The organism is Streptomyces sp. NPDC001770 (assembly GCF_053596135.1).
The window spans coordinates 122,170-137,641 of sequence record NZ_JBSFFN010000006.1 but is presented as its reverse complement, the minus strand read 5'-3'; the positions used below and the strand labels follow the sequence as shown (position 1 = coordinate 137,641).

General features: G+C 72.6%; 13 protein-coding genes. 8 read left to right on the top strand and 5 right to left on the bottom strand.

Annotated elements, in window-relative coordinates:
* Positions 1-218: 218 nt before the first annotated feature.
* From galE to idi, 3 genes are all read left to right on the top strand, one after another.
* The gene (gene galE / locus ACWCSV_RS08375) at positions 219-1,202 is read left to right on the top strand and encodes a UDP-glucose 4-epimerase GalE (protein ID WP_451139782.1); all 984 of its coding nucleotides are present in this window, start codon (positions 219-221) and stop codon (positions 1,200-1,202) included.
* Between the two features lie 215 nt (positions 1,203-1,417).
* Entirely contained in the window at positions 1,418-2,350 is a 933-nt protein-coding gene (locus ACWCSV_RS08370; RefSeq protein WP_451139893.1) for a cation diffusion facilitator family transporter, read from the top strand.
* Between the two features lie 150 nt (positions 2,351-2,500).
* Positions 2,501-3,094 carry an isopentenyl-diphosphate Delta-isomerase gene (gene idi / locus ACWCSV_RS08365; protein WP_451139780.1) on the top strand — a complete coding sequence of 198 codons (594 nt, stop codon included), beginning with the start codon at positions 2,501-2,503 and terminating at the stop codon, positions 3,092-3,094.
* 95 nt (positions 3,095-3,189) lie between these two features.
* Here the strand turns inward: idi and ACWCSV_RS08360 are convergent, their stop codons facing one another.
* Both ACWCSV_RS08360 and ACWCSV_RS08355 read right to left on the bottom strand, forming a co-directional pair.
* Positions 3,190-3,645: an ATP-binding protein gene (locus ACWCSV_RS08360; protein WP_451139778.1), complete on the bottom strand. Its 456-nt coding sequence runs from the start codon at positions 3,643-3,645 to the stop codon at positions 3,190-3,192.
* 153 nt (positions 3,646-3,798) lie between these two features.
* Positions 3,799-4,425: an HdeD family acid-resistance protein gene (locus ACWCSV_RS08355; RefSeq protein ID WP_451139776.1), complete on the bottom strand. Its 627-nt coding sequence runs from the start codon at positions 4,423-4,425 to the stop codon at positions 3,799-3,801.
* 105 nt (positions 4,426-4,530) lie between these two features.
* Here ACWCSV_RS08355 and ACWCSV_RS08350 point away from each other — a divergent pair, with 105 nt between their 5' ends.
* From ACWCSV_RS08350 to ACWCSV_RS08340, 3 genes are all read left to right on the top strand, one after another.
* Complete coding sequence (locus tag ACWCSV_RS08350; protein ID WP_451139774.1) at positions 4,531-5,283, top strand: enoyl-CoA hydratase/isomerase family protein; 753 nt, start codon at positions 4,531-4,533, stop codon at positions 5,281-5,283.
* 96 nt (positions 5,284-5,379) lie between these two features.
* The gene (locus ACWCSV_RS08345; RefSeq protein ID WP_451139772.1) at positions 5,380-6,243 is read left to right on the top strand and encodes an SCO6745 family protein; all 864 of its coding nucleotides are present in this window, start codon (positions 5,380-5,382) and stop codon (positions 6,241-6,243) included.
* A gap of 203 nt (positions 6,244-6,446) precedes the next feature.
* Positions 6,447-8,861 (top strand): Tex family protein, encoded by a 2,415-nt coding sequence (locus tag ACWCSV_RS08340; RefSeq protein ID WP_451139770.1) that lies wholly within the window; start codon positions 6,447-6,449, stop codon positions 8,859-8,861.
* Positions 8,862-8,968: 107 nt separating this feature from the next.
* On the opposite strand, the gene ACWCSV_RS08335 is transcribed toward ACWCSV_RS08340, so the two are convergent.
* The gene (locus ACWCSV_RS08335; protein WP_451139768.1) at positions 8,969-10,606 is read right to left on the bottom strand and encodes an ABC-F family ATP-binding cassette domain-containing protein; all 1,638 of its coding nucleotides are present in this window, start codon (positions 10,604-10,606) and stop codon (positions 8,969-8,971) included.
* Between the two features lie 200 nt (positions 10,607-10,806).
* Between ACWCSV_RS08335 and ACWCSV_RS08330 the strand changes: the two genes are divergently transcribed.
* Positions 10,807-11,367, top strand: a complete 561-nt coding sequence (locus ACWCSV_RS08330) for a hypothetical protein (protein ID WP_451139766.1) — start codon at positions 10,807-10,809, stop codon at positions 11,365-11,367.
* A gap of 170 nt (positions 11,368-11,537) precedes the next feature.
* Positions 11,538-12,461 (top strand): FAD-dependent oxidoreductase, encoded by a 924-nt coding sequence (locus tag ACWCSV_RS08325; protein WP_451139764.1) that lies wholly within the window; start codon positions 11,538-11,540, stop codon positions 12,459-12,461.
* A gap of 140 nt (positions 12,462-12,601) precedes the next feature.
* Here ACWCSV_RS08325 and ACWCSV_RS08320 read toward each other — a convergent pair whose 3' ends face one another.
* Both ACWCSV_RS08320 and ACWCSV_RS08315 read right to left on the bottom strand, forming a co-directional pair.
* Positions 12,602-14,347 (bottom strand): BCCT family transporter, encoded by a 1,746-nt coding sequence (locus tag ACWCSV_RS08320; protein WP_451139891.1) that lies wholly within the window; start codon positions 14,345-14,347, stop codon positions 12,602-12,604.
* Between the two features lie 112 nt (positions 14,348-14,459).
* Positions 14,460-15,335 (bottom strand): oxygenase MpaB family protein, encoded by an 876-nt coding sequence (locus ACWCSV_RS08315; RefSeq protein ID WP_451139762.1) that lies wholly within the window; start codon positions 15,333-15,335, stop codon positions 14,460-14,462.
* Positions 15,336-15,472: the final 137 nt, after the last annotated feature.

Genomic DNA, 15,472 nt, shown 5'->3' with positions numbered 1-15,472 from the left:
ATGAACGGAAGGTTGAGTTCACTGCCCGTTTGCGCTCCGTTCGGGCCGGTCCTGCACCCTGTTCGCCCCTTAGTGATCATCTTCCTTGATCGAGCCCCTGTGCGACAAACCGCGGTGCGGAACGGCTGCGGGGACTGCGGAGCGGGCCACACCCCGGATGCGGCGACGTGCGGCCGGGACCGACCGGGGACGACGGGACACCCTTTAGGCTGATCGGCATGACGTGGCTGATCACAGGCGGTGCGGGGTACATCGGGGCGCACGTGGCGAGGGCCATGGTCGCCTCCGGCGAGAAGGCCGTCGTGCTCGACGACCTGTCCACGGGGGTGGCCGGGCGGCTCCCGGCGGACATCGAGCTGGTCCGCGGGTCGTCCGCGGACCGCGCACGGGTGGACCGGCTGCTGGCCGACCACGCGATCACCGGCGTGGTCCACCTCGCGGGGAAGAAGCGGGTGGACGAGTCGGTGGAGCAGCCGCTGCTCTACTACCGGGAGAACGTCGCCGGGCTCGGCGTCCTGCTGGAGGCCGCCGCGGCGGCGGGTGTACGCTCCTTCGTCTTCTCCTCCTCGGCCGCCGTCTACGGGGTGCCCGAGGCCGAAGTGATCAGCGAGGACACTCCCTGCGCGCCGATCAGCCCGTACGGCGAGACCAAGCTCGCCGGCGAATGGCTGGTGCGCGCCACCGGTCGCGCGCACGGAATGTCCACGGCCTGCCTGCGCTACTTCAACGTGGCGGGCGCCGCCGAGCCGGCTCTCGCGGACACCGGGGCCTTCAACGTGATCCCGATGTTCTTCGACCGGCTGACGCGCGGCGAGGCGCCCCGCATCTTCGGCGCCGGGTACCCGACGCCGGACGGCACCTGCATCCGGGACTACATCCATGTCGCCGACCTCGCCGACGCGCACCTGGCGGTCGCACGGCACCTGGCGGACCGGGACACCCCGGGCGATCTGACGGTGAACATCGGACGGGGTGAGGGCGTCTCGGTGCGCGAGCTCGCCTCCCTGGTGGCCGAGGTCACCGGGAACGACACGGAGCCGGTCGTCGGGCCCCCTCGTGCGGGTGACGCGGCGAAGTCGGTGGCCTCGGCGGCCCGGATCGCCGAGGAGCTCGGCTGGTCGGCCCGCAGGGGGGCGCGCGAGATGGTGGAATCGGCGTGGCAGGGCTGGTTGACGCACCATCCGCAGGCCGGCGGGGAGTAGGGCCTGTCGTCCGGGCCGGGCCGGACGACTGGACCAGGGGCACGCGAGCACGGCCGTGATCCGTCGGCCACCCCACCCTTTTCGCACATTTGTGCAGGTCAGGGCAGATGACAACGGTGTTCAACGCCGTGTTGCCCGATACCCCCCGCCCGTAGTTCACTGGGCGTTCTCGGGCGCCGTCGGTCCGAGCCGTACCACCGTCTGGAGGCATGCGCATGGGGGCCGGCCACGACCACGGTCACACGCACGGCACACCCGCGACAGCGTCGGCCGCGTACCTGGGGCGGCTCAGGATCGCCCTGGGAATCACCCTCGGCGTGATGGTCATGGAGATCGTCGGCGGCGTGCTGTCCGACTCGCTCGCCCTGATCGCGGACGCCGCCCACATGGCGACCGACGGGCTGGGGCTGGGCATGGCCCTGCTCGCCATCCACTTCGCCAACCGCCCGGCGGGACCGAACCGCACCTTCGGGTTCGCCCGCGCCGAAATCCTGGCGGCGCTGGCCAACTGCCTTCTGCTGCTGGGCGTCGGCGCATTCCTCGTGTACGAGGCGGTCGACCGCTTCATCACCCCGGCGGACACCCGCGGCGGCCTGGCCATCGCCTTCGCCACCGTGGGCCTGATCGCCAATCTGGTCTCGCTCACCCTGCTGGTGGGCGGGCAGAAGGACAGTCTCAACGTCCGGGGCGCCTATCTGGAGGTGCTGGCGGACACCCTCGGCTCGGTCACCGTCCTCGTCTCGGCGGGCATCATCCTTGCCACCGGCTGGCAGGCTGCCGACCCGATCGCCTCCCTGGTGATCGGCCTGATGATCGTCCCCCGTACGGTGAAGCTGTTGCGCGAGACGATCAACGTACTGCTGGAGTCCGCGCCCAAGGGAGTGGACATGGCCGAGGTACGGGCCCACATCACGGAGCTGCCCGGGGTGCTGGACGTCCACGACCTGCACGCCTGGACGATCACCTCGGGCATGCCGGTCCTCTCGGCCCACGTCGTCGTTCACCAGGAGATGCTGGACTCCATCGGTCACGAGAAGCTCCTCCACGACCTTCAGGGCTGCGTCGGGGACCACTTCGACGTGGAGCACTGCACCTTCCAGCTGGAGCCGAGCGGCCACGCCGCCCACGAGGCGAGACTCTGCCGGTGACGGCAGGAGGGCCCCGCGCGTCCCACCCGGCCCGCGCGGGGGCGGACATGCCCGGCCCCGAAGTACGGACAAGCGGCATTTGTGGGGCAGACTTGACCGGACTCCAGGGGTCCGGACGCACGAGGCCGGGAACCAAAGCGAAGGATGGGTATGCCGACCACACCAGCCACCGCGACGCACAGCTCGTCGAACGGCTCCGCAGAAGCGATCATGCTCGAACTGGTCGACGAGAGCGGCACCACCATCGGCACCGCGGAGAAGCTCGCCGCCCACCAGGCGCCCGGCCGGCTGCACCGCGCCTTCTCGGTCTTCCTCTTCGACGAGCGGGGACGGCTGCTGCTCCAGCGCCGCGCGCTCGGCAAGTACCACTCCCCCGGCGTGTGGTCCAACACCTGCTGCGGCCACCCCTACCCGGGTGAGGCGCCCTTCGCGGCCGCCGCCCGGCGCACGTACGAGGAGCTCGGCATCTCGCCGTCCCTCATGGCGGCGGCCGGGACCGTGCGCTACAACCACCCCGACCCCGCGTCGGGGCTGGTGGAGCAGGAGTTCAACCACCTGTACGTGGGCCTCGCCCAGGACGCACCGGAGCCGGATCCGGAGGAGGTCGGCGAGACGGTGTTCGTGACCGCCGCCGAACTGGCCGAGCGGCACGCCGAGGGGCCGTTCTCCGCGTGGTTCATGACGGTCCTGGACGCGGCGCGCCCGGCGATCCGTGAGCTGACGGGCCCCTCCGCCGGCTGGTGACGGCCGGGCCCTGCCGCACGGGTGGGCGGGCCCCGGAGCGGATCCCGCAGCCCCGTGCCGGACGGCGGTACGTGCCACGCGTCACGGCCGTACCGTCAGAGCGGCGGTCTCAGGGGGAGGACCGCCCAGATGATCTTCCCGCCGCTCGCGGTGTGCTCCACGTCGCAGGTGCCGCCCGCCTCGGCGGTGATCTCCTTGACCAGCAGCAGCCCCCGGCCGCCCGTCTGGGCGTGGTCGGTCTCCAGCGCGGTGGGGCGGTAGGGGTGGTTGTCCTCGACCGAGACCCTGATCCAGTCGGCGCCGATGGCCACCTCCACCGCAAGCTCGGGCGAGAGGAGAGCCGCGTGCTTGACCGCGTTGGTCGCCAGCTCCGAGACGATCAGCAGCAGCCCCTGGAGGATGTCGTCCTCCACCGGTACTCCCTGCCTGCTGATCAGGTCACGCACCGCGTGCCGGGCCTGCGGAACCGATACGTCGACGGCAGGGGCGGTGAAGCGCCACACCCCCTCGTACGACACGGGACGGGCCGGAACACTCCCGCGGCTCTCCATAATCCGGCACCCGCTCTCGGTTCGTTCATCTGGGAACACTCTCTGTTGACTGACGAGTGTCGAGAACCCCGGAGCTCCGGACCGGCCACTGACAGGAAGTGGGCACCTATCGACTTCTCTTGACCGGCTGCGTATGACGGCGTCGCATGTGGACTACTTCTGGCCACCTTCTGGGGCACTATTCGGCCTCCTCCTCCCGCCGTCCCCGTCCGCCGCCAGCTGTTCGGCGACCAGTCCGACGACCTGCCGCCCGCCCACGCCGATCGCGATCAGGCCGAGCCCGTCGAAGAGCAGCGAGAGCGAGAAGAAGAGGCCGAGGACGTACCGGCTGCTGTGCGGCCAGTCGAAGAGCACCAGCAGGCCGAGCAGCAGGCCGAAGGCGCCCTGCAGCAGCGTCCAGCCGAACTGCGGCCCGCGCACCACGACCGAGCCGACCAGCCGGAACAGCCCTCCGGTGAGGAAGAGCAGGGCGGCGAACATGGTGAGCGCCTCGGCGCTGCCGTACGGGTCGTGGATCACGACCACGCCGGCCGCGATGTTGAGTGCCGCGACGACCACGGCGAGCCAGAAGAAGTTGCTGCCCCGGGACTGGACCGCGTGCGCCAGGCCGACCACGCCGCCGATCAGCAGGAGCCAGCCGAAGAGCAGCATCGAGGTGAGTGTGGCCACGCCGGTGTAGACGAGGCCGATGACGCCGGCGAAGACCAGCAGGATGCCGAGCACGACCAGCACGGCGAAACTGCGGTTGAGCTTTCTGCGCTGGACCCGGGAATCGGCCATCGACAGCTCCTCGCGGCGCGTACGTACTCCGGCACCCCCGGGGCCTGCCGGTCGAGAGGCCCTGGTCGGATCATAGGAGCGAACGGTACGGATAGCATCCGGCGCATGGACCGCACCGAGCCTCAGCTGGAGCACTCCGTCGCGGACGGGGTGGCGACCGTCGTCATCGGCAATCCCGCGAAACGGAACGCCATGACGGCCCCGATGTGGCGGGAGCTGCCCGTCCTGCTGGAGCGGCTGGCCGCCGACGCGTCGGTGCGGGTACTGGTCCTCACCGGCGCGGGCGACACCTTCTGCGCGGGGGCGGACATCTCCTCCCTCCAGGAGCCCGGAAAGCTGACCTCGGAGCTCACGGTGGCCGCCGAAGAGGCGCTGGCCGCGTTCCCCCGGCCGACGATCGCGGCCGTACGCGGCTACTGCGTGGGAGGCGGGTGCCAGCTGGCGGCGGCCTGCGACCTCCGCTTCGCCGAGGAGGGCGCACGGTTCGGCATCACCCCGGCGAAGCTGGGGATCGTCTACTCGTCCTCCTCGACCCGGCGGCTCGTCGGGCTGGTGGGTCCCGCGACCGCGAAGTACCTCCTCTTCTCCGGGGAGCTGATCGGCACCGAGCGGGCCCTGCGCACCGGGCTGGTGGACGAGGTGCTGCCGCCCGCGGGGCTGGCCGGCCGGGTCGCGGAGTTCTGCGGGATTCTCGCGTCACGGTCCCAGCTGACCCAGGCGGCGGCGAAGGAGTTCGCCACCGGCCGCACCGACCGGGACGCGTACTGGGCCGCGCAGGCGCGGGCGAGCGAGGACACGGCGGAGGGCGTGCGCGCCTTCCTGGAGCGACGGCCGCCGCGCTTCACCTGGACCACCTGAGCCTTGGACCACCTGAGCCCGGCCGGTACGCCCCGCGCCGGGAGCGCGTACCACCGGGGGTTCCATCCATACTGACCAGTCGGTAATGTGCGGTGCATGAGTACTCTGCCGCCCCGCGCCGGCCGCCGCTGCCACAACGCCGTCAACCCGCTGCACTCGACGCTCTTCTTCTCCCCCGACCTCACCGCCGAACTCGGCGCGCTCGGGATCGATGACGCCCGGGCCGCGTACTTCGCCGCCCGGGGCGCCGCGCTCGGGGCGGTCGGGGCCGGCGCGGTGACGTCGACCTTCTACAACTTCAACCACGAGCTGGTGGCTCAGCACGTGCCGGCCGTCTGGTCGGTGGCCTCCCCCGACGCGGTGCTCGCCGCCAGGCTCCGCGCCGCCGACACCACGCTGCGCCGCCTGCTCGGCGAAGAGATCATCGGCTCGTCCGACATGGCGGAGGCCGCCGGGCTGGCGCTGCGGGCCGCTGAGGCGTGCACCCGTCACGCCCGGCCGCTGTACGCCGCCCACGCCGATCTTCCGGTCCCCACCGAGCCGCACCTCGCCTTCTGGCACGCCGCTACGCTGCTGCGCGAGCACCGGGGCGACGGCCACCTCGCCGCGCTGCTCGCCGCGGGGCTCGACCCGGTCGAGGCGCTGGTCAGCCACACGGCGACAGGGAAGGGCATGTCCCCGCGCTGGGTCCTCGGCACCCGGGGCTGGCGCCGCCAGGACTGGGACGCGGCCTCGGCCCGGCTGCGGGCGCGCGGGCTGCTGGACGACGAGGGCTCCCTGACGGAGGCGGGCACCGCGCTGCGGGCGGAGCTGGAGGAGGCGACGGACCGGCTGGACGCGGCGCCGTACGAGCATCTCGGCGCGGACGGGGTGGCGCGGCTGACCGATCTTGCACGCGGCTTCCTGTTCACCGCCGCATCGGCAGGCGCCTTCCCCGGTGACCTGATCGGCAAGGGCTGAGTCCCCGGGGGTACGGCGCGGGGTTCCGCCCCGCGGTTCGCGGAGGTCGCGCGACACGGCCCCCGGCCACCCGGCACAATGCAGGCGAAGGGGACCACCCCGAATGACGCCCTCCCCCGGTACGGAGTCCCTCCGCACGGCGGGGCGGGGCCGTCAGCAGAGCCAGCAACACAGCCAGTACGAGAAGGCGAGCCGGGAACACCGTGACGACGTCCATCGAAGGCAGGATCGCCGAGGAGCTCGGCGTACGTGAGCGACAGGTGGCGGCAGCCGTCGCCTTGCTCGACGGCGGGTCGACCGTCCCGTTCATCGCGCGCTACCGCAAGGAAGCGACGGAGATGCTCGACGACGCCCAGCTGCGCACGCTGGAGGAGCGGCTGCGCTATCTGCGGGAGCTGGAGGACCGCCGTTCGGCGATCCTCGAATCCGTCCGCGAGCAGGGCAAGCTCGACGAGGCGCTGGAGGCCCGCATCCGGGCGGCGGACACCAAGTCGCGCCTGGAGGACATCTACCTGCCGTTCAAGCCGAAGCGGCGGACCAAGGCGCAGATCGCCCGCGAGGCCGGTCTGGAGCCGCTGGCCGACGGGCTGCTCGGCGACCCGTCCGTCGACCCGCTCGCCGCGGCGGCGGCGTACGTGGACCCGGAGAAGGGGGTCGCGGACGGCGCGGCGGCGCTGGAGGGCGCCCGGTCGATCCTCACCGAGCGCTTCTCCGAGGACGCCGACCTGACCGGCGAGCTGCGTGAGCGGATGTGGACGCGCGGCCGGCTGGCGGCGAAGGTGCGGACGGGCAAGGAGGAGGACGGATCGAAGTTCGCCGACTACTTCGACTTCACCGAGCCCTTCACCGCCCTGCCCTCGCACCGGATTCTCGCCATGCTCCGGGGCGAGAAGGAGGACGTGCTCGATCTGGTGCTGGAGCCGGAGGAGCCCTCGGAGGCGCCGGGTCCGTCCGCGTACGAGAACATGGTCGCGCGCCGCTTCGGCATCGCGGACCGGGGGCGGCCGGGCGACAAGTGGCTCGGGGACACGGTCCGCTGGGCCTGGCGGACCCGCATCCTGGTGCACCTCGGCATCGACCTGCGGCTCCGGCTGCGTACCGCCGCGGAGGACGAGGCGGTGCGCGTCTTCGCCTCCAACCTCCGCGATCTGCTGCTGGCGGCCCCCGCGGGCACCCGGGCGACACTGGGGCTCGACCCCGGTTTCCGTACGGGCGTGAAGGTCGCGGTGGTCGACGCGACGGGCAAGGTGGTGGCGACCGACGTCATTCACCCGCACGTCCCGGCGAACCGGTGGGAGGAGTCGCTGACCAGGCTGGAGCGGCTCTGCCGCACGCACTCCGTGGACCTGATCGCCATCGGCAACGGCACGGCGTCCCGCGAGACCGACAAGCTCGCCGGTGAACTCTGCGACAAGCACCCAGAGTTGAAGCTCACCAAGGTGATGGTCTCGGAGGCGGGTGCCTCGGTGTATTCGGCGTCGGCCTTCGCCTCGCAGGAACTCCCGGACATGGACGTGTCGTTGCGCGGCGCGGTGTCGATCGCCCGCCGCCTCCAGGACCCGCTGGCCGAGCTGGTGAAGATCGACCCGAAGTCGATCGGGGTCGGCCAGTACCAGCACGACCTGTCCGAGGTGAAGCTCTCGCGCTCGCTGGACGCGGTGGTCGAGGACTGCGTGAACGGGGTCGGCGTGGACGTCAACACCGCCTCCGCGCCGCTGCTCTCGCGGGTGTCGGGGATCAGTTCGGGGCTCGCCGAGAACATCGTCGCGCACCGTGACAGCAACGGCCCGTTCCGTTCCCGCAGGGCCCTCAAGGACGTGGCCCGGCTCGGCCCGAAGGCGTACGAGCAGTGCGCGGGCTTCCTCCGCATCCGGGGCGGGGAGGACCCCCTGGACGGGTCGAGCGTGCACCCGGAGGCGTACCCGGTGGTGCGCCGGATGGTGAAGACGGCGGGCACCGAGGTCGCCTCCCTCATCGGCAACACGGAGGTGCTGCGGTCACTGCGGGCCGACGCGTTCGTGGACGACACCTTCGGCCTGCCGACGGTGACCGACATCCTGAAGGAGCTGGAGAAGCCGGGCCGCGACCCGCGTCCGGCGTTCCGGACCGCCACCTTCAAGGAGGGCGTCGAGAAGATCGGCGACCTGGAGTCCGGGATGGTCCTGGAGGGCGTGGTCACCAACGTCGCCGCGTTCGGCGCCTTCGTCGACGTGGGCGTCCACCAGGACGGTCTGGTCCACGTGTCGGCGATGTCGAGGACCTTCGTGAAGGACCCGCGTGATGTCGTGAAGCCCGGGGACATCGTGAAGGTCAAGGTCATGGACGTCGACGTGCCGCGCAAGCGGATCTCGCTGACGCTGCGGCTGGACGACGAGGCGGCATCCGGCCAGGGCGGCGGCCGGCGCGAGCGGGACGCGGCACCGGGCCAGGGCGGCCGGCCTCCGCGCCAGCGCCAGCCGGACGGCGGCGGGCGCCGGCAGGGCGGTGACCGGCGCGGCAGCGGTACGGGCGGCGGTGCCCGGCCCTCGGGCGCGCCCGCACCCGCCAACAGCGCCATGGCGGACGCGCTGCGGCGCGCCGGCCTCACCGACCCGGGCCAGGGCGGCAAGAAGCGCTGACGGCGCACGGAACGCACCGGACGGGCCGGCCCCTCGGGGGCCGGCCCGTCCGCGTTGCGCGGGGCGCTGCCCGGACTCCGAGGTCCGGCCGGCCTCCGGGAGCCCCGTCAGAGCTCCGTGATCCGCCCGTCCGCGACCTCGATGCGCCGGGTCGTACGGACCGCCTCCAGCATCCGCCGGTCGTGCGTGACCAGCAGGAGCGTGCCGTTGTACGAGTCGAGCGCGGACTCCAGCTGCTCGATGGCGGGCAGGTCGAGGTGGTTGGTGGGCTCGTCGAGGACCAGCAGGTTGACGCCCTTGCCCTGGAGCAGAGCGAGCGCCGCACGGGTCCGCTCGCCGGGCGACAGCGTCGTCGCCGGGCGCATCACATGGTCCGCACGCAGCCCGAACTTGGCCAGCAGGGTGCGCACTTCGGCGGGCTCGGTGTCCGGGACGGCGGCGCAGAAGGCCGCCAGCAGGGTCTCGTCGCCGAGGAAGAGCTTGCGCGCCTGGTCGACCTCGCCCACCACGACACCCGAACCGAGCACGGCGGAACCGGAGTCGACCGCCAGCCGCCCCAACAGTGCGGCCAGGAGGGTGGACTTGCCGGCCCCGTTGGCTCCGGTGATGGCGACACGGTCGGCCCAGTCGATCTGGAGCGAGACGGGCCCGAAGGTGAAGTCGCCCCGGACGACGCGGGCTTCGCGCAGAGTGGCGACGACGGAGCCGGAGCGGGGCGCGGTGGCGATCTCCATCCGCAGCTCCCACTCCTTGCGCGGCTCGTCCACGACATCCAGGCGTTCGATCATGCGCTGGGTCTGCCGGGCCTTCGCGGCCTGCTTCTCGCTGGCCTCGCTGCGGAACTTGCGGCCGAGCTTGTCCGAGTCGGTGGCCTTGCGCCGGGCGTTCTTCACGCCCTTGTCCATCCAGCCCCGCTGCATCTGGGCACGGCCTTCGAGGGCCGACTTCTTGTCGGCGTACTCCTCGAACTCCTCGCGGGCGTGCGTCCGGGCCCGCTCCCGCTCCTCCAGGTAGGAGGCGTAGCCGCCGCCGTAGAGGTTGATCTGCTGCTGGGCGAGGTCGAGTTCGAGGACCTTGGTGACCGTACGGGTGAGGAACTCGCGGTCGTGGCTGATGACGACGGTCCCGGCACGCAGGCCGGAGACGAAGCGTTCGAGGCGCTCCAGACCGCCGAGGTCGAGGTCGTTGGTGGGCTCGTCCAGCAGGAAGACGTCGTACCGGGAGAGCAGCAGGGAGGCGAGGCCGGCGCGGGCGGCCTGCCCGCCGGAGAGCGCGGTCATCGGCAGGTCGAGGCCGATGGTGAGTCCGAGGTCGGCGGCCACTTCCTCGGCCCGCTCGTCGAGGTCGGCGCCCCCGAGGTCCAGCCAGCGCTCCAGCGACTCGGAGTACGCGTCGTCGGCGCCGGGCGCACCGTCCACCAGGGCCTGGGTCGCGGCGTCCATGGCGGCCTGGGCGTCGGCGACGCCGGTACGGCGGGCGAGGAACTCGCGCACGGTCTCCCCGGGGCGCCGGTCGGGTTCCTGCGGGAGGTGGCCGACGGTGGCGGAGGGGGGCGAGAGCCGCAGCTCCCCCTCCTCGGGCCGGTCGAGCCCCGCGAGCAGCCGGAGCAGGGAGGATTTTCCGGCCCCGTTGACTCCGACGAGACCGATCACGTCCCCGGGGGCGACGACGAGGTCGAGGCCGGCGAAGAGTGTGCGGTCGCCGTGTCCGGCGGCGAGGTCCTTGGCGACGAGAGTGGCAGTCATCAGGGTGTCGATCCTAAGCGTTCCGGGCGGCGCGCCCGTCAATCGGCCCGGCCCCTGGTCGGGAGCCGCCCGGGCGGTGCGGGAGCGGGTGCGGCGGGGCGGGAGTGCCTGCGTCCCGGCCCCGGAACGTGACCGGGCCGTCGCGACGGCTGAGTGGCAGAACCCATGACTCCTGCGGACCGGCAGGAGAGGATCGGGCGATGACGACATCGAGAAGCCAGGGGTACCGGGTGCTGCCACTGGTGGCGACGGCCCTGCTGGTGGCGGGGTGCGGGACGGTGCGGGCCGGGGACACGACGGGGGCGGGTCCGCGCTCGTCTCCGACGCCGGGGGCACAGGAGGACTTCCTCTGCCCCGGCGAAGATCCCGAGCCGACGGCCCCGGCAGCCACCACTCCGGCCGCGACCGCCGCGCCGACCGACCACTACGCCGAGAACCACGGCTTCAGGGTTCCCCTCCCGCTCCACGGCCGGAGCCGCTGCGACGGGCTCGCGGTCACCGGGCGGGTCGAGAGCGCACTCGAACCGCTGCGCAAGCGCGGCGACTTCGCCCCGCGGCACGTCCGGAAGGTGCTCGACGGCCTCGGCTACCGCGCCGGGAACGCGTACCAGGACGGCTCAACCGGAGTCGGCTTCCTCATCGTCCTCGACGCCTCCCCCTGGTGCGTGGAAGGAATGATGAACCGCGACTCCGTCACGGCGGACGCCTTCGGCGGCTACCCCGACGGCACCGGCTGCGAGCCCCCGAAGGGCGGCCACTGACCACGGTGGTCGCGGATCGGGCCGTCAGGGATCGGACCGTCGCGGATCGGGCCGTCGCGGATCGGGCCGCTGCCCCGGCCATGATCCACCGGACACTGTCCTGGACGCCGGGCCCTCGGTTAGTTTCCGGGGTGACAGGTGCGGGTGGCGGGAGCGACGGAGGGGGCGGCATGCAGGACGTGATCGTGGTGGGCGGCGGGGTCAGCGGGCTGACCACGGCGGTGGTACTCGCGGAGCGGGGCCACCGGGTGCGGGTCTGGTCGCGGGAGGCAGCCGCGGACACCACCTCGGCCGTGGCGGGTGCTCTGTGGTGGCCGTACCGGATCGAGCCGGCGCGGTCGGTGGGTGACTGGGCCCTGGAGACGCTCGCCGTTCACGAGGAGCTGGCGGAGGATCCGGAGGAGACCGGGGTACGGATGGTGGCCGGGATCCACCTGGGCGAGCGCCTGGCCGCGCTGGACCCGTGGGCGGCCCGGCTACGGGGCGCGGTGGAGGTGGCGGAGGGGCTGCGGGTGACACTGCCGCTGATCAGCATGCCCGACCACCTGGCCTGGCTGGAGCGGCGGCTGCTGGTGGCCGGCGGCACCGTCGAGCGGCGCACGGTGAGCGGCTTCGGGGAGGCCGTCACCGAGGCGGCCGTGGTGGTCGACTGCGCGGGGCTGGGGGCGGGGGCGCTGGCCTCGGATCCAGGGATGCGCCCGGTGCGGGGCCAGCTCGTCCTGGTGGAGAACCCGGGGATCACGGAGTGGTGCGCGGCCCCCGATCCCGCGACGGGCTGGACGACGTACGTGTTCCCGCAGCCGTACGGGCTGGTGCTGGGCGGCACGGCACAGGACGACGACTGGTCCACGGAGCCGGACCCGCGCATCGCCGCCGGCATCGTGGCGCGGTGCGCACGGATCCGGCCCGAGATCGCGGGAGCCCGGGTTCTCGGGCACCGGGTGGGGCTGCGTCCGGCGCGGGACGCGGGGGTGCGGATCGAGGCGGAGGTCCTGCCGGGCGGCGGCCGGGTGGTCCACAACTACGGGCACGGGGGCGCGGGGGTCACGGTCGCCTGGGGCTGCGCACGGGAGGCGGCACGGCTGGTGGGGTGAGCCGGACGCGGAGGCGGTGACCGGGCGCGTACGGGCGGCCGCGCGGTGTGCCAGGTACCGCCGCGCGCACCCACCGCGCGTACGCGCCCCGCGCGCACCGTACGGCCCGCACCGCCGTGCGACGTGCCCCGTCCCCCGGTTCACTCCCCCGTCGGCGGGCCCGCGGGCCCCGGGTCCTCGTGCTGGTGCCGGTGGTCCTCGGCGATCTCGCTGCCGGGGCCGATCCGGATCTCGAAGTCGCCGTCGTATTTCGCGTGGCCCTGGATGACCGCGCTCTCCACCGCCTCGATGCCGAACTCCTGGCGGACGATGAGCGGGTCCTGGCGCAGGTCCCGCATGAGGGAGACGCACATGCCGACCATCACGATCGTGAAGGGCGCGGCGACCAGGATGGTGAGGTTCTGGAGTCCGGCCAGCGCGTCGCCCTCGCCGTCGCCGATGAGCAGCATGACGGCGGCCACCGCGCCGGTGACGACGCCCCAGAAGACGACGACCCACTTGCCCGGCTCCAGCACCCCCTTCTGCGAGAGCGTGCCCATGACGATGGAGGCGGCATCCGCGCCGGAGACGAAGAAGATCCCGACGAGGATCATCACCAGGACGCTCATCAGGGTGGCGACGGGGAACTGCTGGAGGACTCCGAAGAGCTGCGCCTCCGGGGTGTCGGCGCCACCGAGCTTGCCCGCCTCCTTGAGCCGGATCGCCGAGCCTCCGAAGATCGCGAACCAGACCAGGCTGACGGTGCTCGGCACGAGGATGACTCCGCCGATGAACTGCCGGATGGTGCGGCCCCGGCTGATGCGGGCGATGAACATGCCCACGAAGGGCGTCCAGGAGATCCACCACGCCCAGTAGAAGACCGTCCAGGAGCGCAGCCAGTCGGCGACCTCGCCCTCGCCGGTCGCCTCGGTGCGTCCGGCGAGCTGGGGCAGTTCGCGGAAGTACTCGGCGATGGAGGTGGGCAGCAGGTCGAGGACGATGATCGTGGGGCCCGCGACGAACACGAAGACGGCGAGGATCAGGGCGAGCACCATGTTGATGTTGGAGAGCCACTGGATGCCCTTCTCCACCCCGGAGACGGCCGAGGCGACGAAGGCCACGGTCAGCACGGCGATGATGGTGACGAGCAGGCCCGTGCCCGTCTTCTCCCGCCAGTTCAGCTCGTGGAAACCGCTGCCGATCTGCAGTGCGCCGAGGCCGAGGGAGGCGGCCGAGCCGAAGAGGGTCGCGAAGATCGCGAGGATGTCGATGATCCTGCCGAAGCCGCCCCGGGAGTGGCGTTCTCCGATGAGCGGCTCGAAGACGGCGCTGATCGTCTGCCGGCGGCGCCTGCGATAGGTGCTGTACGCGATGGCGAGCCCGACGACGGCGTAGATCGCCCACGGGTGGAGCGTCCAGTGGAAGAGGGTGGTGGCCATCGCGGTCTGCATCGCCTCCGCCTCGTCGGCGGGGCGGGTTCCCGGGGGCGGGTCGGTGAAGTGGGCCAGCGGCTCGCTCACCCCGTAGAACATCAGGCCGATGCCCATGCCGGCGCTGAACATCATCGCGACCCAGGAGACGGTCCGGAACTCCGGTTCCTCGCCTTCCTGGCCGAGCCGGATCCTTCCGTAACGGCTGATCGCCAGCCACAGCGCGAAGACCACGAAGCCGGACGCGGCGAGCATGAAGGCCCAGCCGCCGTTGTGGATGAGCCCTTCGAGCAGGTCGTCGGAGACGCTCTCCAGCGAGTCGGTGGCGACCGAGCCCCAGAGCACGAAGGCGAGCGTGAGGACGGCGGTGACGCCGAAGACCACCCGGTCGGTGACGGGCTTCTGCCCGTGGCGCGGGTCTTCGGGGAGGTCCGCCGTGACGGACAGGCCGTCCGGCTTCGGGTCGTCCTGCGGCACGTGGGGCACCTGGGCACCTTTCGGGAGTCCGGAGATCACTCCCTGTAGGCAGTACCACACAGGGCGCGTACCGTACGGGACCCGCGAGCGGTGGCGGTCCGCCCGCGCCCGTTCACGCTCGCGTCCGTCCCGCGCGGGCGGCGCGGCGCGCCTCGCGGGCCATGGGCAGGTACCGCATCCGCTCGGGAAGGGCCGGCACCACGCGGCGTACGACCGCGCCGAAGCGCCGCAGCCGCCTCTCCTGCGCGGGGGTCCACGCCAGGCCGATCGCGGCGCGGGCGTCCGGCGGCATCAGGCCGACCGTGAGGAAGGCACGGAACCGGGCGAGCGGCGGCAGGATCACCGGCCACAGCGCGCGTGCGGCCAGCCTCAGCGGCAGGGGCCCGCGGTCGGGCGGCGGTACGGGCCGGCCGGTGGCGACCAGTTCCTCGACGACCGCGTTGCGCTCCAGCTCCTCGGCGAGCACCTTGCGGTAGTAGGGCCAGAACTCCTCGATCGTCTGGGGCATGTCCCGGTCGTGGAGGCCGAGGACCCGGCCGACCTGGAGCCATTCCCGGTACAGCGCGCGTTCCTGGGCGGCGGTGAGCGGGCGTACGAGGTAGCGCGATGCGTGCTGGTAGACCGGAAAGCCGGTGGCGTGCACCCACGCGTAGTTCGCCGGGGTGAGGGCGTGGTAGCCGCGCCCCCGGGAGTCGGTGCCCCGGATGGTGCGGTGCAGGGCACGCAGCCGCCGCCCTTCCGCCGCGCCTTCCTCACCTCCGTACACCCAGAGCTGGAGGGAGCGCAGGGACCGTTCACCGCGCCCCCACGGGTCGGTGCGGAAGACCGAGTGCTCGTCGACGCCCGCGCCCACGGCGGGGTGGGCGACCTGGAGGGTGAGGGCGGCGGGCAGCATCAGCAGGCCCCGGACGTCACCGGCCAGGCTCCACAGCACACCGCCCGGCGGGGGCGGTACGGGGTCCGTCCGTCCGGTTCCCTGGCTGCTCATACGGATGCTCCCGGCGGTCGGCGGACGGGCGGACGCCGCGCCCGGCCGCAGGAGGCGGGGCGGGTACGCCATCCAGTATGCGAGCGGGCCCGAGGCGCGGCACCGGCACCCCCTGCCGCGGATTCGTCTCGGCCCGT